This window comes from Rossellomorea yichunensis, assembly GCF_032337515.1.
In the GTDB taxonomy this organism is placed as follows: Bacteria; Bacillota; Bacilli; order Bacillales; family Bacillaceae_B; genus Rossellomorea; species Rossellomorea yichunensis.
On the sequence record NZ_JAVYAD010000002.1, the window covers coordinates 616671 to 637785 of the forward strand.

The window sequence follows — 21115 nt, forward strand, 5'->3', positions numbered from 1 at the left end:
TGAATGATGGACTTAGGGTGCAAAGGAGGGTTACATATGGATCGTATGTTTAGAGTTCTTGGATTTTGGACTGGTATTTTTGCTGTAATGTTCTATCTTGGTGATATGACCACGACATCATTAATCTTTTTAGGCCAAACAGGATTCTTCATTATGCTTAGCTATTTAAAACTGTCCGAACGTATGTATATTTACATTTTCGGTGCTTACTTAACAGTGTTCTTTGCTGGATTTACTTATTGGACGACCTTTATGATGACTCCGGGTGCAGGAGGACACTAAAAAAATTCCCTTTAGCTTATGGCTAAAGGGAATTTTTTTTGTGAATGTTAAAATCCATTCAAAAATGGATTTGAATCCATCTCTCCTTCGATCGATGTTTCCGGTCCGTGACCAGGTAGAACCGTTGTAGTCTCAGGCAGCGTTAATAACTTTTCATGAATGCTTGCCAGGAGCTCTTTATGATTTCCTCCAGGTAAATCGGATCGTCCGATACTGCCCATAAATAATGTATCTCCCGCTAATACGATTCCACTTTCTTGTACATAATAAGAAATACTACCTGGTGAATGACCAGGCGTTTCAAATAGTTCTAGCTGAAAATCGCCAATGGTCAGGTGTTTTTCATTTGTTAATATGTAATCAGCAGGCTTAAGTCGGATAAGATCACCCATCATGAATAATTGAGATCCGTTTAAAGCAGGATCCAGTAACCACATAGCTTCTTTCTCGTGAATATATACTGGAATGCTATAGTTGTCACGTACTTGATCAACTGCTCCAATATGATCAAAATGAGCATGAGTAAGGAGAATGGCTAACGGAGTTAACGAATGATTCTCTAACCACTGAATCAGTTTCTCCCCTTCTCCTCCCGGATCCACGACCAGGCATTCATTTTTTGTGTTCCATAGAATATAGCAGTTGGTTTGTAACGGGCCTAACGGAATTTGTTTCCACTGCAACGTATCCACCTCCAAATGTGATACTATTATTGTAGCAGAACTTATCACATCATAAAAACATGGTGGCAAGAGCGCCATAGAAGTGTCAAATTTTTGACCTCGACAAACAGAGGAAAAAAATATAAAATGTTAATGAGTGCATTTATGTACATATGGTTATCAGGTAGTAAAACGCATTTTAATGAAAGGGGTCATATAAATGGGTCTTGTAATTATTACAGCATTGGTTACATTATTAGCTTTGTTTGCGGTAGTAAGCACTTTCAAAAACAAGAACGCTATGGGAATTCTTTTCTCCCTGGCAACATTAGGTGTTTTTGGTTGGTTTACAATTATGACTGTCCTTCACTCTGGTTACCCAGGTGGGCATTAATTAAACAATGAATACTCATAAAAAAGCCTTCCGTTTCATAACGGAAGGCTTTTTTACTTTCGATTAGGGTACTTGAAAGTTATGTAGGCACTAAAAAGTACCCTATAGACCTTTACGATGGGTACGTTATAATAGAAATATATTTAAGCCTGTCAGGATAATAGCGAGTGTAACAGTCTATCCTATATGGAAAGATATCGTCAGGGAACGGAGGTTTACTAATGAAGAAATATAATATACCTGTTGAGGCCTCCTTAGAAGTCATCGGGGGCAAGTGGAAAGTGGTGATTCTCTGTCATTTGATTAAAAGCAAGCGACGAACAAGTGAATTGAAGAAACTAATGCCTGGAATCACTCAGAAAATGCTGACCCAGCAGCTAAGAGAGCTCGAAGCTGATGGAGTCATCAATAGAATTATTTACAATCAAGTTCCACCAAAAGTAGAATACGAATTAACTGAGTATGGATGGTCGTTAAAAGGACCTTTAGATATGCTATGTGAATGGGGAGAACAGCATATTGAGAAAACCTATCCTGACAAAAGCGAAGTGTTGGTGGATAGTGAGGAAGCATAGTTCAGGAAACTAAAGGAGTGAGTATCTTTAAGATACCCACCCCTTATTTGGTGCTTATTGTTCTAGTCGACGCTGTACAGAAGATAGTTTTCCTTCCATTGTCGAATTCTTATCACGGCGATCATCGATTCGAATATTTGTTGCTACCCGTTTGATCCCCTGTTGGAAAGGCGATTCATGAATGTCTTGTATGACCTGAAACAAAACAGGAAGATCCCCCTCGATGATGGTATTCATCGGAGTTAATTGAAAACGGATTTCCCCTTTTTCCTCATACTCTTTAAGTATTCTATGTAAGTCCGCTACATAGGAACTTACACTTGGTGATTCCGTCCCGATTGGAATGACTGTAACATCAACGATTGCCATTATAAATCTGCCCCTTCTTTCAGTAGTTGAATGATGGTTGAGTTAGCCAAATCGATTACTTTCTCAAGTTGATTTCCATATAAACAATAATTCCCATTGGGGGAACACTGAATAGGTTCTAAAGGAAGATCCTCAAAAAGAATACTGTCTTTTCCAGAAACCGTGTCCCATTTTTCTAATGAGAATGTACCAGAGTAAGTATCAAAGGAACCTGGTTCATTTGCCACGAAAGTAATCAACTGACCCTTCCCTTCTATCATATCATAATGAGGTATTAACCAATCAGAATAACGACTCAACAGATCTACTGTAAATTCTGACTGAATCTCACCATTTGAAGTAATGAATTGATACGCAAAAGGTCCTTCTTCTTCACGAGAAGAGATAGATAAAAGAGAATTGTTAAATTGATTGAAGTGGATGCTTGTATCCACAATCATTTCCTCCCCACCCCCCTGAATATTCTGGGATATAAGTGGAGCCGCAACGCTTATTTCTTCCGTATTCCAATCTTGAAAAAGAATGGAATACTTCGATTGCCACTGCACAAATGGCTGCTCTACTTCAATAGGATCCATTGTCCCCTCTTCTACATCAATATGAAAGACTTTAAAGCTCCAATCTTCGCTGAAGCTGGTCATGAGCAATGCATTGTCATCAAACTTGTTCCAGGAATGAGTCAGTTCGTAGGATGGAATATCTTCTTGAAATAGCACTTCTCCTGCTCTGTCTATAATCGTCACCCGGGCTGAATAAGACGCTGGTGCAGAGTGGATGAGTATTTTATTCTTATCGGGTGAAATGCTTGCACTCACAAAAGACGAAGGAATATCATAGATTTTCTTAGTGCTTCCATCATAGAGATTATATATATATAAAGAGGATAGATCATCATTATTTTGTACGGATAGAATCTCTGAATCTGAAAGCCAGCCTATGTTTTCTACAAAACTGTCTTGACTAAGAATTCCTGAAACGACTTCCTTGTTTTCAGATTTCTCTTTCTCGGGGGGAGAAGTTTGAGTTTGTTCGGTTTGACAAGCTGACAGCCACAGTATACTTAATAGCAATAACAGCAAAACACTTACCTTTTTCTTATTCAAAATCCTTCTCCCTCCCTCAATTCATTCCATAATAATTAGTACGTTTCAAAGCAGAAAATGTTTCAAAATTATTAAAAAAACATTGCAAAATCCAAAAAAGTGATGACCAGATGTTCACTCACACACCATTTGGGTCACCACGATCGGTTATTCTTTAAATAGGATGATGATTTATTTTACTCCTGATTTTCACTTTCTACAATAGTTATTTATGGAACATGTCAAAAGATTTTTCGAGTCATTTATTATAATAAGTCGAAATTCATACAGTCTTGTCGGGACTGATCGAGCCGCCTGCGCTTTTGTTTCGTCCAGCTCCGGCGGCTAGCCCCTCGAGGTCATAAGCTAAATTGGCCAAGAAGGCAAAGAACGCCTTCCCGGCCAATTTAGCTTATGCTTGTCGGGGCTGATCGAGCCGCCTGCGCTTTTGTTAGTACCAGCGATAGATGGATACGAGGAAGATTCCGAGCATGTCTTGGTAGATTTCGTTGAATTGAGAGAGGGGCAGAGGATTTATTCCTTTTCCTAACTCTATGGTAAACCCCGCTTGCTTGAATTCTTTAATGAACCAATCCTTGTAACCCGCGTAGCTATCTATATATCTGACAGATTCATATCCGCTTACTCTGTTAAAATCTTCTGAAAGCCTTGAAGCTTCCGGCGGCTCTAAACCCTCATAGCCCCAGTAGAATTCCTTCCCTTGAGTGTGGAGGGCAAGCAGCCGGTCGAACTTTTCCTGTCGAGCCAGTTTTGCCATAGCAACTGTTTCAGGTTCTGAAAGAGGCTTATATCCTGGGAAATCTCTCGGAGCTGGTGCTTTTTCTTCCTTTCTTTCTTTTTCCAGCTCCCATTTGGCAGGGAATTGGTTATTCAGGTCTACTCCTTTTATATTTGCTTTCCAACCTGTAAAGTCGGAACTTCCCCGATTGATTTCGATCAATTCTTTTCGTTTGTCTTTCGGCGGACCATTCAAGACGAGATCTACTCCATCCGGATTAACCATAGGTACAAACGATATTGTCACCACATCATATAAAGGGAGGGTTTGAATTCCTCTCATGAGATTTCCATTCGTTAATGATAATAAATAATCATTAATGAACGTCATTAAGATGGAAGTGGTAATCCATTCATTTGCATGAAAAGAAGCATCTATGTGAACCTTTTTCTTTCCAGTTCCAACTCTCATTTCAATGAGATCTTTTCCAAGGACACTTTCGCCGACCGAGTTTAATTTGATGAACGGATAGACCTCTTTTAATTTTTTCACATCTTCTTCAAATGTTTCGGAGCTATAGGCTTGTTTCCCATTGACTAGCGGATATACCACTCTTGATGGCAGAAAAATGCTTGACCCTATTTGTAAACGGTTAGGATTAACTCCTTCGTTCAGCAGGAGTAAGGAATCAACTCCAATATTCCACTGTTCGGCAAGCGTCCAGAAGGAATCTCCACTTTTAATTGTATGGCTTTTTTTTCTGAATCCAGGGAGTTCTATCTCTGTACCAATCTTCAATCCATTCGGATCAACTGAGGGGTTCGAATCAATGATTAATTGGATTGGAATATAAAACAGCTGGCTATAGTACCAAAAAGAATCGCCACTACGAACTTTCACTTTCATGAAGGAACCTCCCTATACATACGTCCTTACTTACATGTATGAATGGTTCTATAATTCATGACAAAAAAAAGCTTGCGAATCTCTTCGCAAGCTCTCTCTTACTTATTCATCATCTTCTTCGTTTTCACCATAAAAGCGAAGGAGGTCTCCATTAATGATCTTATCGGAGTATTCCAGCTCCTCATTTACACGCTCTTTGTATGGCTCACAGTATTTCATATCCGTTGTCTCTTCGGATTCCTTATTCCAGCACTTTTCACCTGCAAAAACATAGTCTTCAGTGATGAAGCGACCGTCACGCAGAATGGCCAGATCTTCATGCTGACTGGAGAATATATCAGAACCAAACTGGATATCTTCCTTCGTATCGATTCCTAAAAGATGCATAATCGTTGGTTTTAAGTCAATTTGACCGGAAACCTTGGAAATGGTCTTCCCTTCCTGTCCAGGAACATGAATGATTAAAGGAACCTCTTGAAGCTGTGTACTTACAACTGGTGTAACTTCTTTGCCAAGATATTGACTCATGGCCTTATTATGATTTTCGGAAATGCCGTAGTGATCTCCGTACATCACGATAACGGAGTTCTCATATAAACCTGATTCCTTTAAGTCTGTAATGAAGTTCTTTACAGCTTCATCCATGTAACGGACAGTTTGGAAATAACGATTGACCGTACCGTCATTGGATGTGTAAGGATCGATAAGCTTATCTTCTTCATCTAGAGTGAAGGGATAATGGTTCGTCAGTGTGATCATCTTCGTACTGAAAGGTTGAGGCATCTCTTTCATATGCTCAACTGATTGCTCAAAGAACGGAATATCCTTCATACCCCAGTTAACAGAATTCTCTTCCGTTACCTCATAGTCAGGTAAAGAATAGAAACGTTCGTATCCTAGGGAATCATACATAATGTCACGATTCCAGAAGCTTTTATTGTTAGCATGCATAGCGGTTGTATAGTATCCATTTTCACCAAGCTTTTCAGTCATGGATTCAAACTCATTTCCTGAATGAGTGAAGAATACTGCTCCCCTGTTCAATGGGTAAAGAGAGTTATCGAGTAAAAACTCTGAGTCTGACGTTTTCCCTTGCTGAGTTTGATGGTAGAAATTATCGAAGTAATAGCTTTCTCCAATAAAGTCATTCAGAAAAGGTGTAATTTCCTGACCGTTCATTTCGCTGTTAATGACAAAATTCTGTAGTGATTCAAGTGATACCATGATCAAGTTCTTATCCTTTGCTACACCAAACATTTCTTTATCAGGTTCGATGTAACTTGCGCGAACATAATTATCAATATCCGCTAATTCACTGCCGTCTGCCATTGCTCGTTGAGCGGAAGACTTTGATTGTAAGAAAATATCATACACATGGTAATTATACGTTCCAATATTCTTTACTAACATTTCACGATCAAACGTTCTTGTCAGAAGTTGTGGTCGTTCCGATTCTGCCAAGCCAAGGTTAAAGAAAACAAGGGCCGTGGCAACCAGGAAATACGCTCGTCGATTGGCTCTGCTATAGTTTTGCAGAGAGAACCATGTTGGCTTTAACTTGATGATAAGAATTAACACAATGACATCTGTAAAATAGAATAAATCCTTCCAGCTCATAATTGCGCTCGCACTTGTACCTAAATCAGAGAAATTGCTTGTTTGAAACAGGACTGGGAGTGTCAAGAAGTCATCAAAGAAGCGATAGAAAACAACATTTCCATATAGGATAAACGAAAGGACGAAGCTTGCAGCGATAATATAGCGGGTGCGAGACTTATCCTTCTTAAGAAGCAATCCTACTCCGAAGATAAAAAGTAAGAAACTTAGTGGATTGATGAAGAGTATAAGTTCTTGGAGTGTATTTTCTATCTTTATATCAAAACTAGTTTTATAGACAATGTACGTTTTAACCCAAAGGAGCAATGCAGCGATGATAATAAGAGAAGCCTTTGGTGTTTTTTTCAATTTCATTTAATCAACCTCCTTGCTACAAACGGTTCATGCGTATGTAACAAATTCATGTAATATTTGTAATGGTAAAATCAGGTAATACCAGACAGCAACCTTGACCTATCTTAATACTTTTTTTACAAAACGTCAAACTCCATTTCACATCAATCATGTATAATAATTATTTAAGTCTTATTCTCTTACCCATACTATTAGACGATTGAAACCGTTGAAAGTTTCAAAATAACTATATTTTTTCAAAACGGTTCCTTCGTCCCTATGTCAAAAAGACTAGTTTCAACCTTTTAGTAGAATCAAAGAAAAAAGAGCCCTCCCTTACAGGAAAGCTCTTTCTAAGAAATAATTATGCAACTTATCTCATCAGATCTTATTCTTAACTAGCCAGGCTGCACCAATCACACCGGCGTCATTTCCAAGTGTAGCAATACTCAAGTTTGTTGAAGTACGGACGGTAGGGAATGAAAATTGCTTGAAATATTTCACGACCGGGGTTAATAAGATCTCACCCGCTTTAGATACTCCTCCACCAATGACGATCTTTTCAGGATTCAGTCCATTTCCTAAATTTGCTAGGGACAACCCTAAATAGAAGGATAATTGATCAATGACTTCAAGGGCAAGTTCATCATGTTCTCTTGCTGCATCAAAAATATCCTTTGCACTGACTGTTCCATGGGCCTCTCTTATTCCTCGCAGAACAGACATTTTCGTTGTCGCATCCAGTTTTTCATTTGCGAGACGAACGACTCCAGTCGCAGAAGCAACCGTTTCCAAACAACCTGTCTTCCCACAGTTACACTGGTATCCACCTTCAGGAACAACGGTAATATGTCCAATTTCACCACCTGCACCTTTCACACCGTGCACGATATCTCCATTTGTTATGACTCCCCCGCCAACACCTGTTCCAAGTGTCACACAGACAATATCCTTTGCACCGTCTCCTGCACCTTTCCACATTTCACCCAGTGCCGCGCAGTTTGCGTCATTGTCAATAACGGCTGATAAACCTGTTTCCATTTCAAGTAAATCTTTTAATGGCGTATTTTTGTCCCAGCCTAAATTAACGGCTTCGTAAATAATCCCTTTCGCCATATCCACAGGTCCCGGCGCACCCATTCCGATGCCGACCAGTTTATCTTTTGATTGATCTAGGTCTTCAAGCTTCTTATCAATCGCTTTTGCAATATCTACAATAATATTTTTACCATTCTCTGATTTATCAGTAGGGATTTCCCATTTATGTAAGAGCTCACCGTACTTATTCAAGAACGCGATTTTTGTCGTCGTTCCTCCTAAATCTACACCAACCAACCATTTTTCTGTCATCTTTATCACCTGTCCTGTTTTTCTTTTTCAATTTCTATTTCATGTCGCAACAAAAACAAAGCTGTTTGAAAATCCCGCGTGTCGATCAGCTGGGATTGATAAAGTTCTATTAGTTCGCCTTCCATTAATTGCAGGTCAGAAAGACGATGCCCAACGTAGATAATGGTTCCATAACTTTTTAATAACTGCTGGATATCATAAATCGTTTTCATATCATACACCCTGCTTTCCATCATTCACATTAAAGTATAAGTGAAAACCACTATCTTCTCAATATGCAGCTACCAAATATACATTATAGGTTCTTTCACGAAGATTGTTTTATAAGAAGTCTCTTTTCGTAAAGGCTGTTGCTGTCTTAGAGAAGAGAGTAATAGTTGATTTCCGCTACAGGATGCTCGCTTTCCGCGGGGCTGGCGGTGAGCCTCCTTCCACTCCAATCAACTTTTTAAGTATGTATCCTTAAAAAATCCAGTAAATACAAGAACTTTAGCAAACAACTTGAAATGGTTAAAGGAAAATACCCCAATTGAGGAAGAACTTTTTAATTAGTTGGTTAATGACAACTCCCCTCACCATCGTAAATAGATTTTTCGTTATAGCGTTTAATAGTGACGATAACAAAAATAGTGAGTCAGAATGCAGTACAGCGTGATTGTAGCGGATGGCACTTGACCCCTGCGGGAAATAGAGGAAAGGTCGAGACCCCACAGACTGAACGTCGAGGAGGCTCGACTTCCTCCCCGGAGAATCTTGTGCCTGGAGCGGAAAGGAACGGTCAACATTTTGTTCGAAAATCACTAATCGAGGAAACAAATTATGAAAAGAGCCTTTCTGTAAACAAAAAAGATCTCCTTAATGGAATAACCAATAAGAAAATCTCTTCAACTTATATTAACGATCTGGATCTTTCGGGTGTAAGAATCGTGGCCGTCTGTTTTTTAAGGGCATAGGCGAACGCAGGAAGACGTCGCGGAATGCTCTCAGGTTAAACGGAATGAATGGCCACATATATGGAATATCAAAGGAGTTCATTCTTGAGAGCATAATAATCCATAGCAGTATACCCACAACAAAACCGTACACTCCAAATAATGCAGTACAGATCAATAAGAAGATCCTGACCAACCGGTTGGCTAAGCTCATCTCATAGCTTGGCGTTGCAAAGGTACCGATTGCTGCAATGGCGAGGTAAAGAATGACTTCGTTAATTAAGAGACCCACTTCCACCGCCACTTGACCAATCATTAACGCAGCAACGAGACCAAGAGCCGTAGCTAACGAAGAAGGGGTATGAATGGCAGCCATCCTTAGAATATCGATTCCGACTTCAATGATTAAAAATTGAAGGAATAATGGTACTTCCCCTACATCATTTGGCCCCACATAACTCAATGCTTCCGGCAATAGCTCGGGATGAATGGCAAATAAATAATAAAACGGCAGTAAGAAAATCGAACACCACACAGCGATAAATCTGACGAAGCGCAAGTAGGCTCCAACTGAGGGCTTGTTCCTATATTCCTCTGCATGCTGGAGGTGATGCCAAAAAGTTGTCGGCGTAATCAAGACACTCGGTGAGCCGTCCACCATAATAATGACGTGTCCTTCATATAAGTGTGCTGCAGCTGTATCCGGCCTTTCCGTATAACGGACCATGGGATATGGATTCCAGTGGCGCCCGGCAATAAACTCTTCCAGTGTCTTCTCTCCCATGGGAAGACCATCTGTGTCGATCTTAGATAGGGCATCTTTGATTTTATGGACCAAATTTGGATCGGCAATGTCTTCTATATAGCTGACGACTATATCCGTTTTGGATCTTCTCCCGATTTGCATATATTCCATTCGAAGCGAAGGATCGCGAACTCTCCTTCTTGTCAAAGCTGTATTAAACACTATCGTCTCGACATACCCGTCCCTTGAACCTCTCACCACCCGTTCGATATCGGGTTCCTGAGGTCCTCTGACTGGATACGTTCTTGCATCGATCATAATGACCTTGTCAATACCATCCACCACAAGGGCTGTGGGACCTGCCAATACTAAATCAATCACTTGGTTCAGATCATCCACTTGCTCGATCTCTATGTAAGGAATGTACGTCTTTAATAATTTTTCTAACGTATCTTCTTCTAATTGTTCAGGACTAAGTCCTGACAAAAGCTTCATCAGATAATGCATAATATCATCTTTAACAAAGCCATCCACTAAAAACATCGCCATTTTTCTCTCAGCATACTCCAAATCCAATTGAATGACATCAAAGCTTTTGTCTACTGCTAAGGTATCCCTTAGATAATTGGTGTTTTCTTCAATCTGAGTAGAGACAGGCTTTTTCTTTTGATTTGTCATTAGCCTTCACTCCCAATAACTTTACATGAATTTCCATCTTTACCATCCTAGACAAAGCAGCTAGAAAACATACATCCTATCATATTGATATCATGAGCTTCATACTATTTACTAAATGGACATACTACTGGAGTGAACGAAATGAAACAACGACTAAAAGAAGCCATGCCCTTTCTTGTCATCATGTGCATTGTTGCTCTTGGGATTCAATTTGTTTACAGGCCCCAAACGGAGGAAAGCATTATTTTTTTCCCGATAAATGAACATGTTTCCTATGAATCTGCCACTACAATTCTGATGCTTCAACCCGAGAAGAAAAATGAGCATTATGAGGTAAACTGGAAGGTATCTTCAAAGCTTGATACACCTGCCTATTTACGTCAGGATGTCGGCTTTTTATTTATGAACGGGAGACTAAAAGGGCTCATGAACGAATGGGAACAGGACACCGATCAAATTGTTGAGGAGTCAACCATAAAGGGAAAAGAAAGCAGCCTCCTTCAAGCTGTGTCTTTCCATTATTCTGAAATTCATGAAACGGAAACAGATTTTACGAGTGCCCAGAAAATGTCTGAAGATACATTGTATGTAATTGATTCAAATTTCAGCCCTTTAAACGCCTTCCGACAACCAGGTACAGATGCAGAAAAAGAATGGAAGAACATACTGGACAAAGTGACCTCTCAACAACTTGACTATCTTTGGGAAAAGGCAATTGCATCCATGCAAATCCCTATGGAAGACTATACATCCTTTCCGTTAACTCAACTCCCTAAATTAGAAAATCAACCTTTGGAAGGATTCACCGAGCAAGAATGGGAACGTGTAATAGGAAACCTATGGGAAGGACTTTACAAAAATTATTATTTAGGAATTAAAAAAGAGGATGGCTCTGTCATTGAGTCAATAGACAGTGCCATCCCACTTATATTAGTGAAAGAAGATCGAAAGGAAGTTCTCGTGTTACTGATTGATAAAAACGGAGAAGCTTCTCTACTTAAACAACAGATATCCTTTTAAGTGTTCCCCTGCAACTCTTTATAAAGTTTTTCATAATTTTCATCCTGCCTATTTAATTCATAGGCTTTTTTTGCATGAACAATAGCTTCCTTTCTGTCACCTGAGTCGATCAGGATTAACGCAAGATTGTAGTGAGCTTCATGAAACTCACCATTTTCTTCGATCGCCGCTCTCAAATGATCTTTTGCTTGTGTTAATTTGTTCATCTTGATTTCAGCGTATGATAAGTAGAAGTATGTCTGTGCATTTGGCGAGCCTTCTTCAACCACCGGGAGAAGAATATTTTCCGCTTCCTCCCACTGTTGATTGGAAATCTTTTCTTGAGCCACGCCATTCACAGTATTAACATCCCATGAGGTTGGATCTGCACCAATACCCCTCGAAACAAAAACTCCAACAAGCAGGATACTTCCCACCAGAAAAAGCAATTGACGCAGTGGGCGATTACTATTCGGCAAGCTGACAATTCCCGCTGCGAGAAAACCTCCCACCAATCCTCCGATATGGCCAGCATTATCAATTCCCGGGATGGTAAACCCCAGGACTAAATTCAACAGGATCACCGCTATGATATTGGTACCGATCGTTCTAAAGAAAATCTTCGGATATAATACGCCGAAATACAGCAGTGCACCGAAACAGCCGAAGATTGCGCCACTGGCTCCTGCAGAGAGATTGGAAGTGAAAAAGAAGCTGGCCAGAGATCCCGTGATTCCCGATATCATATAAATGAAGATGAATCTGAGACGTCCGAACATTTTCTCCACTGCCATTCCCAGATAAAATAGGGCAAGTGTGTTCATAAGTAAATGAAGTATTCCTATATGCAGAAAGATCGGGGTTACAAGGCGCCACCACTCTCCTTCAATCATGAGGGGGTTGTACTTAGCACCGAACTCAATCAATGTTTGTGGGTCCTTACTTCCACCATTAAGTTCAAGAATTAAGAACATGATCAATTGGAGTGCAATGAATAAATAGGTAAAGAGCGGCTTTCCTCTTTCAAACAGCTGCCTTTCCTTCTGTAGCTGTTTAGAAGAAGAAGTCATGGTCATGCTTTTAATCCACTCTACATTGGCATCCAATACTTCAGGGGGGAGCTCCCATTCCCCTTCATTGAAAAAAGGGTCATTCCTGAGGGTTTTTATACTTTGATCACCATGAAGAAGAAGTGGCTGAACGAATGTCTTTTGATTGTTCAGGGGTTCCTGGAATAAATCCGGATCTGCATCTACAGGCGGATAAGTGGAGACATAGATATTCTTCATTTGAAGATGCCTTTTCCCAAGGGATTTTCTGATATTCTCCCCTTTCACCGAGGTCAATTCCATATCCCGCTTGACCCAGTTTCCCCAATCGAGATCTTTCCGTACCATTCGAATGACGTTCGCTTCTTTCTTACCGGTGTTCTCAAGCCATATTTCATCCTGATTGGGTGAGAGATTAAGAATTCTATAGTGTTTATTCTCAACCAAATGGTAAGCTATCTTCCAAAACAAATAATGATAACGTAAATCCACATCATCCACTACTTTCTTTTTGGCTCTTTTCTTAAATATTGTTGTTTATAACATATGGTCTGCTTGGGCTCTGTCAATTAGTTTATGCTGGATGGTGAGGGGAACTGCTCCGCTTGCAGCTAGCGTTCGGCCGAGCCTCCTCAGCTTAGCCGAACGGGGTCTCGGCACGACCAAAATCCGCCGAAGTCTGCGCAGTTCCCCTCACCATCTTTAAGAGAAAGTTCGTGACAGAGCTTTAAGGTGTGCAAAAAAGACAATGTAACTAGAAACCAGAAATCTTATCCTTAATAAGAAATCAATTTCTACTTACCTTAATAGAGGTTGTTTGATAAAAGATTTTGTTTTTTATTACTTTCTTAAAAGAAACATGCTCCGAAAGTTGATCCTCGCTGCAGGATGCTCGACTCCTGCGGGAATGGCTGGACAGGTGAGACCCCGGAGGCTTTCCGAGGAGGCTCACCGCCAGCCCCGCGGAAAGCGAGCATCCTGGAGCGGAAATCAACTACTACTTTCTCCTTTAAGCTTGCCACAAACTTTTCTCTATTTAAGAAATCCTATTCTCCCCCTACTATACCGAACCTTTTCTTAAACTGTAAAACAAAAAGACTGTAAGAGAGATTTTCCCCCTTACAGTCTTTTTGACTGTTATCCTCTGAATGCACCTTGAATGAATTTAGAGCGGATACCAGGTATCCCCATCGCTGCTTTCACAGCAAATTTTCTAATGAGAAAGTTCCCTAGAAGTACATTTAACAGTCGATATCGATTCGGAATCAGAAAAAGAACCAAACCGCCCAGCACTAACCATTTTGTCCATCCGTTCATAATGATCCCTCCTGCTAGTAGTTTGGATCATTATAGAGAAGCTTATCCCACTAAATTACACGGAAACGATACTTTCTTTCGTTACCGTCAATAGAAAATGAGCATAAGCACTCCTGCAAATAGACACGAAAGCGCATTCACTGTCTCGTTGTTCATGAGTGGGAGCCCTTTCGTCCTTTCTGTGTGATGGTCACAATGAACGGATGACTCTGTTCGAAGATCGCAGACCGTACACCGGTACTCAAGCTGTATGAACGCGCCCAGTACTGTATCCAGAATGTTTCCTAAAAATCCGGAAAGGAGAAGGAGTAACAAGAGAGATACATCCATGACATTCAACAAAATCAATGATGCTAGTGAGATAAGGGCAGCTCCAAAGAAAGCCGCTACCGTACCGAGGACGGAAACAGCACCAGATGTGCCTTTGGGAACTCTCCTGAACGTTCTTATGGAAAACGGCATTTTATGACTGAGAGGACCGATTTCAGAGGCCCATGTATCAGCGTTTGCCCCCGCGATTGACGCAATGAAGGCCAGTGTCCAGACTTCGTTTCCCGTCACACTGAAGAATATGGCAAAGAGGGCAGCTGGACCTCCATTCGCCAGCACTTGCTGCCAGTCCCTTATGGACGTCTTCGCTAAGCGCTCCTCAATTCCTATCTTGCTTTTCTTAAAAAGGCGTGACCATATACTCGATGACAGGAAGAATACGCCTAATATAAACAGTCCCTCAAACCCATATGACCATCCAATAGCCATGCCTACCATTATGGCCATTACAGCGCCTGAGAGACTTAAATTACTGGTTTTCCATCCTGCTATGGCGATAGAGAAAATAATAAGGAGAAGAAAGAAATACTCATTAATCACAATCGATTCGTCCCTTTTCCGTCAAGATCGTTCCTACGGGTATGTCGAAAGATTCGATTGGCAATGTATCGACCATTTGCTCCATAAAGGCAAGGGACATCGTCAGACCCGAATAGCTTGAGAGTAACCTGTCATAATATCCGCCGCCAAACCCCAGACGATAGCCCTTTTCTGTATAAGCTAAACCTGGAACGATCATCAATTCAATAGCATCATTATGTACAACGGTCGACTTGTCGGGATCCGGTTCATACAAATCAAAATAGGATTGTTCGAGCTGATGGAAATCATGAAGCTCAAAGAAGACCAATTCACGGTTTTTCGGAAAACATTTCGGGACTACTACCGTTTTCCCTTCCTCCCATCCCCGTTTGATTATATTCCACGTATTGACTTCCGGAGGCTTTGAAATGGTCACCGCAACGGTGTTGCACTTCTTCCACTCAGGAGATTCAAAGAGTAATTGTTCTATTCTAAAACACTTTTGTTGAAATGCTATATGATCGATTAATCTTAATGATTGAAGCTGAAGATTCCGTAGTTCTTTTTTAGACATAATATCCCTCCATACTACTATTCAGATATTATTTTAATGGATTCTCTATGTAAATGCGATGTTGTAACAGTTATGAGCATAAAAAAAAGCAGCGGATAAAATCCGGCTGCTTATTTCGTTTCGCGGTGAAGAGTCACACGCTTTAATTTCGGGCAATATTTTTTTAGCTCAAGACGGTCTGGGTTGTTACGCTTGTTCTTGGTTGTAATATAGTTACGCTCACCAGTTTCTGTGCAAGCCAAAGTAATGTTTACACGCATTATTATTTCCCTCCAAACATATACATCTTCTACTATTCATACGACTTTTCTATAATATCACTTTTCTTTCGGAAATGCTAGTCCGTTTTTTATTCTATCGCTTAAATTTGAAACCTCTTCTTCTAATGCTCCTTCAATGGCATACACTTTGCCTTGTTTCACTTCAAAAGGCTTGAATGAGAAGTCTAACATATAAACCATCATATTAAGGCCATTGGTGATCGGATAGTAGTAAAGGCTTCCGTTACTCAGGGACTTCTTCCATAATTGTAAGCCTTTCAAGTTAAGGGGATAGATGGATTTCTTAACAGAGCCCGCGCAGGAAACGATGTTCGTGATGGCAACAAGTTTACCACTATAATTCCAGAACGTATCCTTGGATAGTGATAATACTCCAACTCCATCTTCTTTACAGGCGAGCCATTCAATAAGAAAGAAAACCTTAAGATGCCTGCTTTCCTTTGTGGTATTTACCATTTCAAAGGCCAAGGACTCCCCCCACCCTTCAATATGTTCGTGAATTTTCACAGTTATGCCGGTAAGAGAGGTTAGTTTCTCTGAGTAAAGGGGTACATATTCATTATTCCTGTTCCAGGCTATTCCTTGGATATGGAATTTTCCATTCGGATTCTCCTTCATTAGCCTCTACACCTTTTGCCAGATTTTTATTTTCTTTCCATAATATCTGGCAAGCTCCCTTGCCAGATTTCGTCTGTCAGCTTTGGAATAAATGATGAATCCTCTTTTTGGGTCACTGATGATTTTCGTTCGGCCACCATCTCTATGGTCAAAAACGATTTCTTTCTGACTGGAGGAAGACGGAACGGTTTCCAGTAATTTAGCAAGGACGATGGGTTTCTTGCCATTTGGACACGCTACTTGAAGTCTGGTGATGAAAGGTTCAATAAAGTCTTTAGAGTGGTGGAAGCCTTTTTTTAAGGAGGGGGGAGAATATTGCCCCCTCATGAGGTCATCACGTGCGCATTTATATTCTTCCGGGTTTCCAATATCTCTCCAATAAGCACTTGTTTTAAAAACATATACTTCCTCATTGTTTGTAAGAAGCTGAGGAATGAAATCCTGACCGAAATCCCTCGCTCCTAAATGAGCATAGCGATCAAGCAGTAGTGGATCTAACATATATACCCCGGTGTTCACCTCATTTCCTACCCACTCTTCCGGCTTTTCAGTAAAATTAACCAATTTACGATTTTCGTCTGTATGACAAATCCCATATTCTTTTGGATTCTCTACTTCTTTTGAGACAACGGTCATTACCGCTCTTTTCTCGTAATGGAATTCAATGACTTTATCTATTGGAATATTCGTGAATGCATCACCACTTAACACCAGGAACGGTTCACGAAGTCTGTGCCTGGCGAGGAAGACCCCTCCTGCTGTTCCAAGGGGGGATTTTTCCTCCAGGTAAGTAATGTTTACATTGAATCGTTTCCCATCACCAAAATAGTCTTTAATCGTTTCACTTTTGTAACAGGTCGTGATGAGAATATCTTTAATTCCATATGACCTGAGGAGGTTGATGCTGTATTCCAGAATTGGCTTATTCAAAATCGGAACCATCGGCTTTGCAATCGACATTGTATAGGGTCTTAATCGCTTGCCTTCTCCACCTGCCAATATCACGGCCTTCATCTTTTTATGCCTTCTACTATTGATTGAAGAAGCACATCATCGTATACGTGGATGGTTTGTTCAGCGATCCGATCCCAACTAAACATGGATTGAGCCATTTTGAAACCAAGATTCCCTAATTGCTCCGATTTTGAAGGATTTTCAATTAATGAGACCAATTGTCCATAAAGGCTTTGTTCATGATTGGGCTCGAATAATAAGCCGGTTTGTTCATGTTTCACGATTGATTTTAGTCCTCCTGTATTAGACGCAACCACTCCTTTACGGAAAGCCATCGCCTCCAGGGCAACAATGCCGAATGGCTCATAAAGGCTTGGGAAAATAACCGCTAAACAATTTTTCAAATAGTCATTCCGATCCCTATCGGAAATGTATCCGATGAAGGACACACAATCACTCAGGTCTTCATGGGCTACCATTTGACGATAATGCTCTAACATCGGCCCTTTTCCTGCTATGATAAATGAGATGTTGAATCCTTCTATCTTTAACTGTGAGGCTACCCTTATAATCGTGTCGAACCCTTTCTCATGAACCATGCGCCCGATTGAAAAGAAATACGGGGTGGATGGCCGTTCTATGCTATAAGGAGAAGATTTATCGAGCTTCTCTAATTCCACGCCATTTGGTATCACAGCGACTGGTGCTTCGATAGTAAATAAGCTCTTGATTTCGTCTTTCATATGCTCACTGCATACAATAAGGTGGTCAGATGCACTAATGAGAAGCTGTTCTTCCCGGTGAATCTTGTGTTGTAAATCGGTATATATTCCTTGATTGCGTCCATGCTCAGTAGCATGAATGGTTGTGATGAGAGGAATTGAATAGTACTCTTTCAGCTTCATCGCTGAAGTGGACACAATCCAATCATGGGCATGAATATGAGTGATTCTTTCATCTCTAATCAGATCATGAGCGTAATGAATGAACGCCTGATTTAAATCAAATACCCATTTAAAGAAGTCTTCTTCATATGGATGCAGGGGATGCACACGGTGAATCGTCACACCTTCCATTCTTTCAATAGCCAGTGCATCATTGGCTTTCGTTGTAAGTACATGCACCTGTTTCCCTTTTTTCACAAGATTATTTGCCAGATCATACACATGCCTCGAGAGTCCCCCCACGATATTCGGCGGGTATTCCCATGAGAGGATCAGAACGGAATCCTGTTTCATTGCTTTTTCTTCTACATTGCTTGCGAAAAGCTTTTCAAGGATTTCATCAGATGGAAATGGTACGACCCTATTACGATGAAGGAATAAATGTTCATCAACCTTACCTTCCGTTACCATATCTAGTAAGCTGTCAAAATGAATAGTCGTCAAGCCAGTCTCGATATTCGTCCCTTCCAGGCTCGCGATCCATTCCCTCATTAGTTGATGTGCGACCTCTGTCTGTCCTGCAGATGAATAGAGATCGTCAAGTTTCTCTTCCATACGATGAACGATTCGAATATTCTTCATGGCAGCGTCAGAAAGAATAGGGGTTTGCTTCTCCATCCCAAGATATCCGAAACCTACTCTGGAAAGAGCAGTAGAAGATTCCATCTTCTCCTCTAATGAGTGCATGAACTCCCCTTTTATCCATTCATCGTAGCTTGAATGATCCTCGATGAAAACAACGGAGAGTGAATGAACGTTCTCTTCTGATACTCCGATCCTTCCTTCTGAAACAGGTATTAACTTTAACCCCCTAGGTGTTCTAATGACACCGCTATCCTTCTCTTTTTCACTATGTTCATACGAGTAGTAGGAAATAAATGTGAATTCGATTCCTTGTTTGGTAAGGTATAAGTCAATTCCAGGAACATACGCTGCCCGCGGTAACCAAAACGACTTAGGAATCATTTGGAAATACTGCTTATACAATAATGTACTCATACGCACTTGAGATTCAATCGCCCTCGGTGTTCTGTAATGTGTCAGTGGAAATGAGCTTACAGTCGTAGGAATCACGGTAGCTTTACCTTCTACCACCAGACTCTTATAGGCTTGTACGAAATTCATGTCATAGGTCGACCACTGTGAATAGACCAGCTGCCATTTACTCTTTTCATGCGGCTCTGCTTGCAGAAGGTTGGATTGAATGATCGAGTGAGCTTTCTCCTTAAACTCTTCACTCATAAAAAGTGAGAAGAGGGTAGGGTTCATCACGACTGGTATAGAGGATGCTCCGTTACGCTGCAGAAGATCTAACAATGCACTATTTTCTAGAAGGATAGAAGTGAGTAAATCTTCCCGTTCGTTCCATTGTGAAAAAGCCAGTTCGTTAAATTGTGGATATATCATCACTGCCGAAAGTCCTTTCATGCCTTTTCCTCCTGATTCATAACATAATACGAATAGGTGCTCACATGCTCCACCCATTTCGGTTCTTTAATTAATCCTTGCTCATATTCAAATAACTCTTTCATACTGTGATACTCCTGCTGATGGGACGTTCTTGGGGTGTGGAGTACATTGGAACGGGTGAATGCAACAAAGTCACCGGACGGTAAACGTAATCCAATTTCCATACAATAGCTTCTGTTTTCCTTTAGGCCATTTACAAACCAATCACTCTCCGTATGGGGAACATATGAATCGGAGTATGCGTGATGATTATGTCCGTTAAAGGAAATCGATGTAATATCATATAAACGCAGGACAAATGGTTGAGGGTCAGCATTCATTTTAAAATGGCTCTTCACATGGCGAATCCATTCTTGAGTAATGTTCCAATAGCAATAGATTCTCGATGACGTAGAGAACATGATCGATAATTCAGTGGCTCGCGGGTTTTTCGCATGAAGCTTAGGCATCTTTCTTCCAAAGGAAGCTCTACCTACCCGTTTTTTGGGTATTTCCTGCTCAATCACTTCTACAGGCGCACTCTCATTTACAGTAGTGTTTCCCTGAGCTTTCTGATACTTCACCCATTGATATTGAACTTTCCCAACGGTGGTATTCAGCTCTTTGGCAATTTTCCTGAATGACACTCCTTGTTCTTTTAACCGAATGATTTCTGTGATCAAAACAATTCCTCCTAAAGAGTAACCAAATATTATATAAATTCAATCTAAAAATTATGACAATTATCTATAATTTCATCGTAACACCCTATTCAAAAACCTACAATAAACGCATTTTGTCGTATCTTGTTATACGTGGAGATAGTGGGGTTTATCATGCATTTTTTTTGCAAATCATTATGCTGAAATGATATTAAAGCGATTACATTATCGGAACGACAAGATTCTTTCATAATTGCCCAGTGACATTCGACAAAATATTGGTTCTTTCCACAAATTTATCCTTCCACCTTATAGAGATAAGCCATTATCTATGCTATAACTAAAAGAGAATAATACTGCATGGGGTGATATAGTGGATTTACTATTCATTGGATTAGTAAGCTTCTCTATCCTATTACTAGTCATTTCGTTTTTCCAACGGGATCGGTATCGTGATATTGAAAAAGACATAGAAGAATTGTCAATGAATGTTCTTCAAGAGCATTATCAATTAAAGAAGAGAATACGGGTACTGGAAGAAGAGTTGATGGTGAATGGCGATGCTCCTATACAAAGAACAGCACCTGTAAGGAAACCCATTCATGAGGTTGTGAAAAATCAAGTCATTGCACTGTATCAACAAGGGATACCTGTCGAACAAATCGCAAAGCAATCTGCACTTTCTAAATCTGAAGTTCAGCAACTTATTTCGAAGCTATAAAGAGTGGGTCATGAATTAACATTAAATTCAT

At 40.4% G+C, this 21115-nt stretch carries 22 protein-coding genes; 5 read left to right on the plus strand and 17 right to left on the minus strand.

The window, feature by feature from the left end; translation table 11 throughout:
* Positions 1 to 36 precede the first annotated feature (36 nt).
* On the plus strand, positions 37 to 282 hold the full coding sequence (locus tag RSX31_RS07700) for a DUF2626 domain-containing protein (protein ID WP_113970494.1): 246 nt from the start codon (positions 37 to 39) through the stop codon (positions 280 to 282).
* A 47-nt stretch (positions 283 to 329) separates the two neighbouring features.
* Here RSX31_RS07700 and RSX31_RS07705 read toward each other — a convergent pair whose 3' ends face one another.
* Positions 330 to 965: an MBL fold metallo-hydrolase gene (locus RSX31_RS07705; RefSeq protein ID WP_315634173.1), complete on the minus strand. Its 636-nt coding sequence runs from the start codon at positions 963 to 965 to the stop codon at positions 330 to 332.
* Between the two features lie 199 nt (positions 966 to 1164).
* Between RSX31_RS07705 and RSX31_RS07710 the strand changes: the two genes are divergently transcribed.
* The gene (locus tag RSX31_RS07710; protein WP_148969664.1) at positions 1165 to 1338 is read left to right on the plus strand and encodes a DUF2759 domain-containing protein; all 174 of its coding nucleotides are present in this window, start codon (positions 1165 to 1167) and stop codon (positions 1336 to 1338) included.
* Positions 1339 to 1559: 221 nt separating this feature from the next.
* Entirely contained in the window at positions 1560 to 1913 is a 354-nt protein-coding gene (locus RSX31_RS07715; RefSeq protein WP_148969665.1) for a winged helix-turn-helix transcriptional regulator, read from the plus strand.
* A 54-nt stretch (positions 1914 to 1967) separates the two neighbouring features.
* Here RSX31_RS07715 and RSX31_RS07720 read toward each other — a convergent pair whose 3' ends face one another.
* The 7 genes from RSX31_RS07720 to RSX31_RS07750 form a co-directional block, all read right to left on the minus strand.
* Entirely contained in the window at positions 1968 to 2282 is a 315-nt protein-coding gene (locus RSX31_RS07720) for an MTH1187 family thiamine-binding protein (protein WP_148995714.1), read from the minus strand.
* Positions 2282 to 3385: a YqgU-like beta propeller domain-containing protein gene (locus tag RSX31_RS07725; protein WP_315634176.1), complete on the minus strand. Its 1104-nt coding sequence runs from the start codon at positions 3383 to 3385 to the stop codon at positions 2282 to 2284. Before RSX31_RS07725 ends, RSX31_RS07720 begins: the two co-directional genes overlap by 1 nt.
* Before the next feature lie 430 nt (positions 3386 to 3815).
* On the minus strand, positions 3816 to 5009 hold the full coding sequence (locus tag RSX31_RS07730) for a M14 family metallopeptidase (RefSeq protein WP_315634178.1): 1194 nt from the start codon (positions 5007 to 5009) through the stop codon (positions 3816 to 3818).
* Between the two features lie 102 nt (positions 5010 to 5111).
* Complete coding sequence (locus tag RSX31_RS07735; protein ID WP_148995717.1) at positions 5112 to 6980, minus strand: LTA synthase family protein; 1869 nt, start codon at positions 6978 to 6980, stop codon at positions 5112 to 5114.
* A gap of 360 nt (positions 6981 to 7340) precedes the next feature.
* The gene (locus tag RSX31_RS07740; RefSeq protein ID WP_148995718.1) at positions 7341 to 8309 is read right to left on the minus strand and encodes an ROK family glucokinase; all 969 of its coding nucleotides are present in this window, start codon (positions 8307 to 8309) and stop codon (positions 7341 to 7343) included.
* A gap of 5 nt (positions 8310 to 8314) precedes the next feature.
* Entirely contained in the window at positions 8315 to 8521 is a 207-nt protein-coding gene (locus RSX31_RS07745) for a YqgQ family protein (protein WP_148969671.1), read from the minus strand.
* A 682-nt stretch (positions 8522 to 9203) separates the two neighbouring features.
* Entirely contained in the window at positions 9204 to 10664 is a 1461-nt protein-coding gene (locus RSX31_RS07750; protein ID WP_148969672.1) for a spore germination protein, read from the minus strand.
* A gap of 141 nt (positions 10665 to 10805) precedes the next feature.
* Between RSX31_RS07750 and RSX31_RS07755 the strand changes: the two genes are divergently transcribed.
* Positions 10806 to 11684: a hypothetical protein gene (locus tag RSX31_RS07755; protein WP_315634181.1), complete on the plus strand. Its 879-nt coding sequence runs from the start codon at positions 10806 to 10808 to the stop codon at positions 11682 to 11684.
* Here RSX31_RS07755 and RSX31_RS07760 read toward each other — a convergent pair.
* The 9 genes from RSX31_RS07760 to RSX31_RS07800 all read right to left on the minus strand — a co-directional run bounded on the left by RSX31_RS07760 (position 11681) and on the right by RSX31_RS07800 (position 20384).
* Positions 11681 to 13204: a rhomboid family intramembrane serine protease gene (locus RSX31_RS07760; protein WP_315634182.1), complete on the minus strand. Its 1524-nt coding sequence runs from the start codon at positions 13202 to 13204 to the stop codon at positions 11681 to 11683. The two genes, RSX31_RS07755 and RSX31_RS07760, sit on opposite strands and share 4 nt — an antisense overlap.
* Before the next feature lie 645 nt (positions 13205 to 13849).
* Positions 13850 to 14029, minus strand: coding sequence for a hypothetical protein (locus tag RSX31_RS07765; protein WP_148969675.1), 180 nt, complete (start codon positions 14027 to 14029; stop codon positions 13850 to 13852).
* 87 nt (positions 14030 to 14116) lie between these two features.
* Positions 14117 to 14899, minus strand: coding sequence for a DUF92 domain-containing protein (locus RSX31_RS07770; protein WP_315634183.1), 783 nt, complete (start codon positions 14897 to 14899; stop codon positions 14117 to 14119).
* Positions 14892 to 15455, minus strand: a complete 564-nt coding sequence (locus tag RSX31_RS07775; protein ID WP_315634184.1) for a 5-formyltetrahydrofolate cyclo-ligase — start codon at positions 15453 to 15455, stop codon at positions 14892 to 14894. Before RSX31_RS07775 ends, RSX31_RS07770 begins: the two co-directional genes overlap by 8 nt.
* A gap of 110 nt (positions 15456 to 15565) precedes the next feature.
* On the minus strand, positions 15566 to 15715 hold the full coding sequence (gene rpmG / locus RSX31_RS07780; RefSeq protein ID WP_064091498.1) for a 50S ribosomal protein L33: 150 nt from the start codon (positions 15713 to 15715) through the stop codon (positions 15566 to 15568).
* A gap of 57 nt (positions 15716 to 15772) precedes the next feature.
* Positions 15773 to 16354 carry a hypothetical protein gene (locus RSX31_RS07785; protein WP_148995724.1) on the minus strand — a complete coding sequence of 194 codons (582 nt, stop codon included), beginning with the start codon at positions 16352 to 16354 and terminating at the stop codon, positions 15773 to 15775.
* Between the two features lie 6 nt (positions 16355 to 16360).
* Positions 16361 to 17368, minus strand: coding sequence for a nucleotidyltransferase family protein (locus RSX31_RS07790; protein WP_315634185.1), 1008 nt, complete (start codon positions 17366 to 17368; stop codon positions 16361 to 16363).
* On the minus strand, positions 17365 to 19680 hold the full coding sequence (locus RSX31_RS07795; RefSeq protein WP_315634186.1) for a glycosyltransferase: 2316 nt from the start codon (positions 19678 to 19680) through the stop codon (positions 17365 to 17367). Before RSX31_RS07795 ends, RSX31_RS07790 begins: the two co-directional genes overlap by 4 nt.
* The gene (locus RSX31_RS07800; protein WP_148995727.1) at positions 19677 to 20384 is read right to left on the minus strand and encodes a DUF4912 domain-containing protein; all 708 of its coding nucleotides are present in this window, start codon (positions 20382 to 20384) and stop codon (positions 19677 to 19679) included. Before RSX31_RS07800 ends, RSX31_RS07795 begins: the two co-directional genes overlap by 4 nt.
* A 352-nt stretch (positions 20385 to 20736) precedes the next feature.
* On the opposite strand from RSX31_RS07800, the gene RSX31_RS07805 reads away from it, so the two are divergent.
* Positions 20737 to 21084 carry a helix-turn-helix domain-containing protein gene (locus tag RSX31_RS07805; protein ID WP_315634187.1) on the plus strand — a complete coding sequence of 116 codons (348 nt, stop codon included), beginning with the start codon at positions 20737 to 20739 and terminating at the stop codon, positions 21082 to 21084.
* Positions 21085 to 21115: the final 31 nt, after the last annotated feature.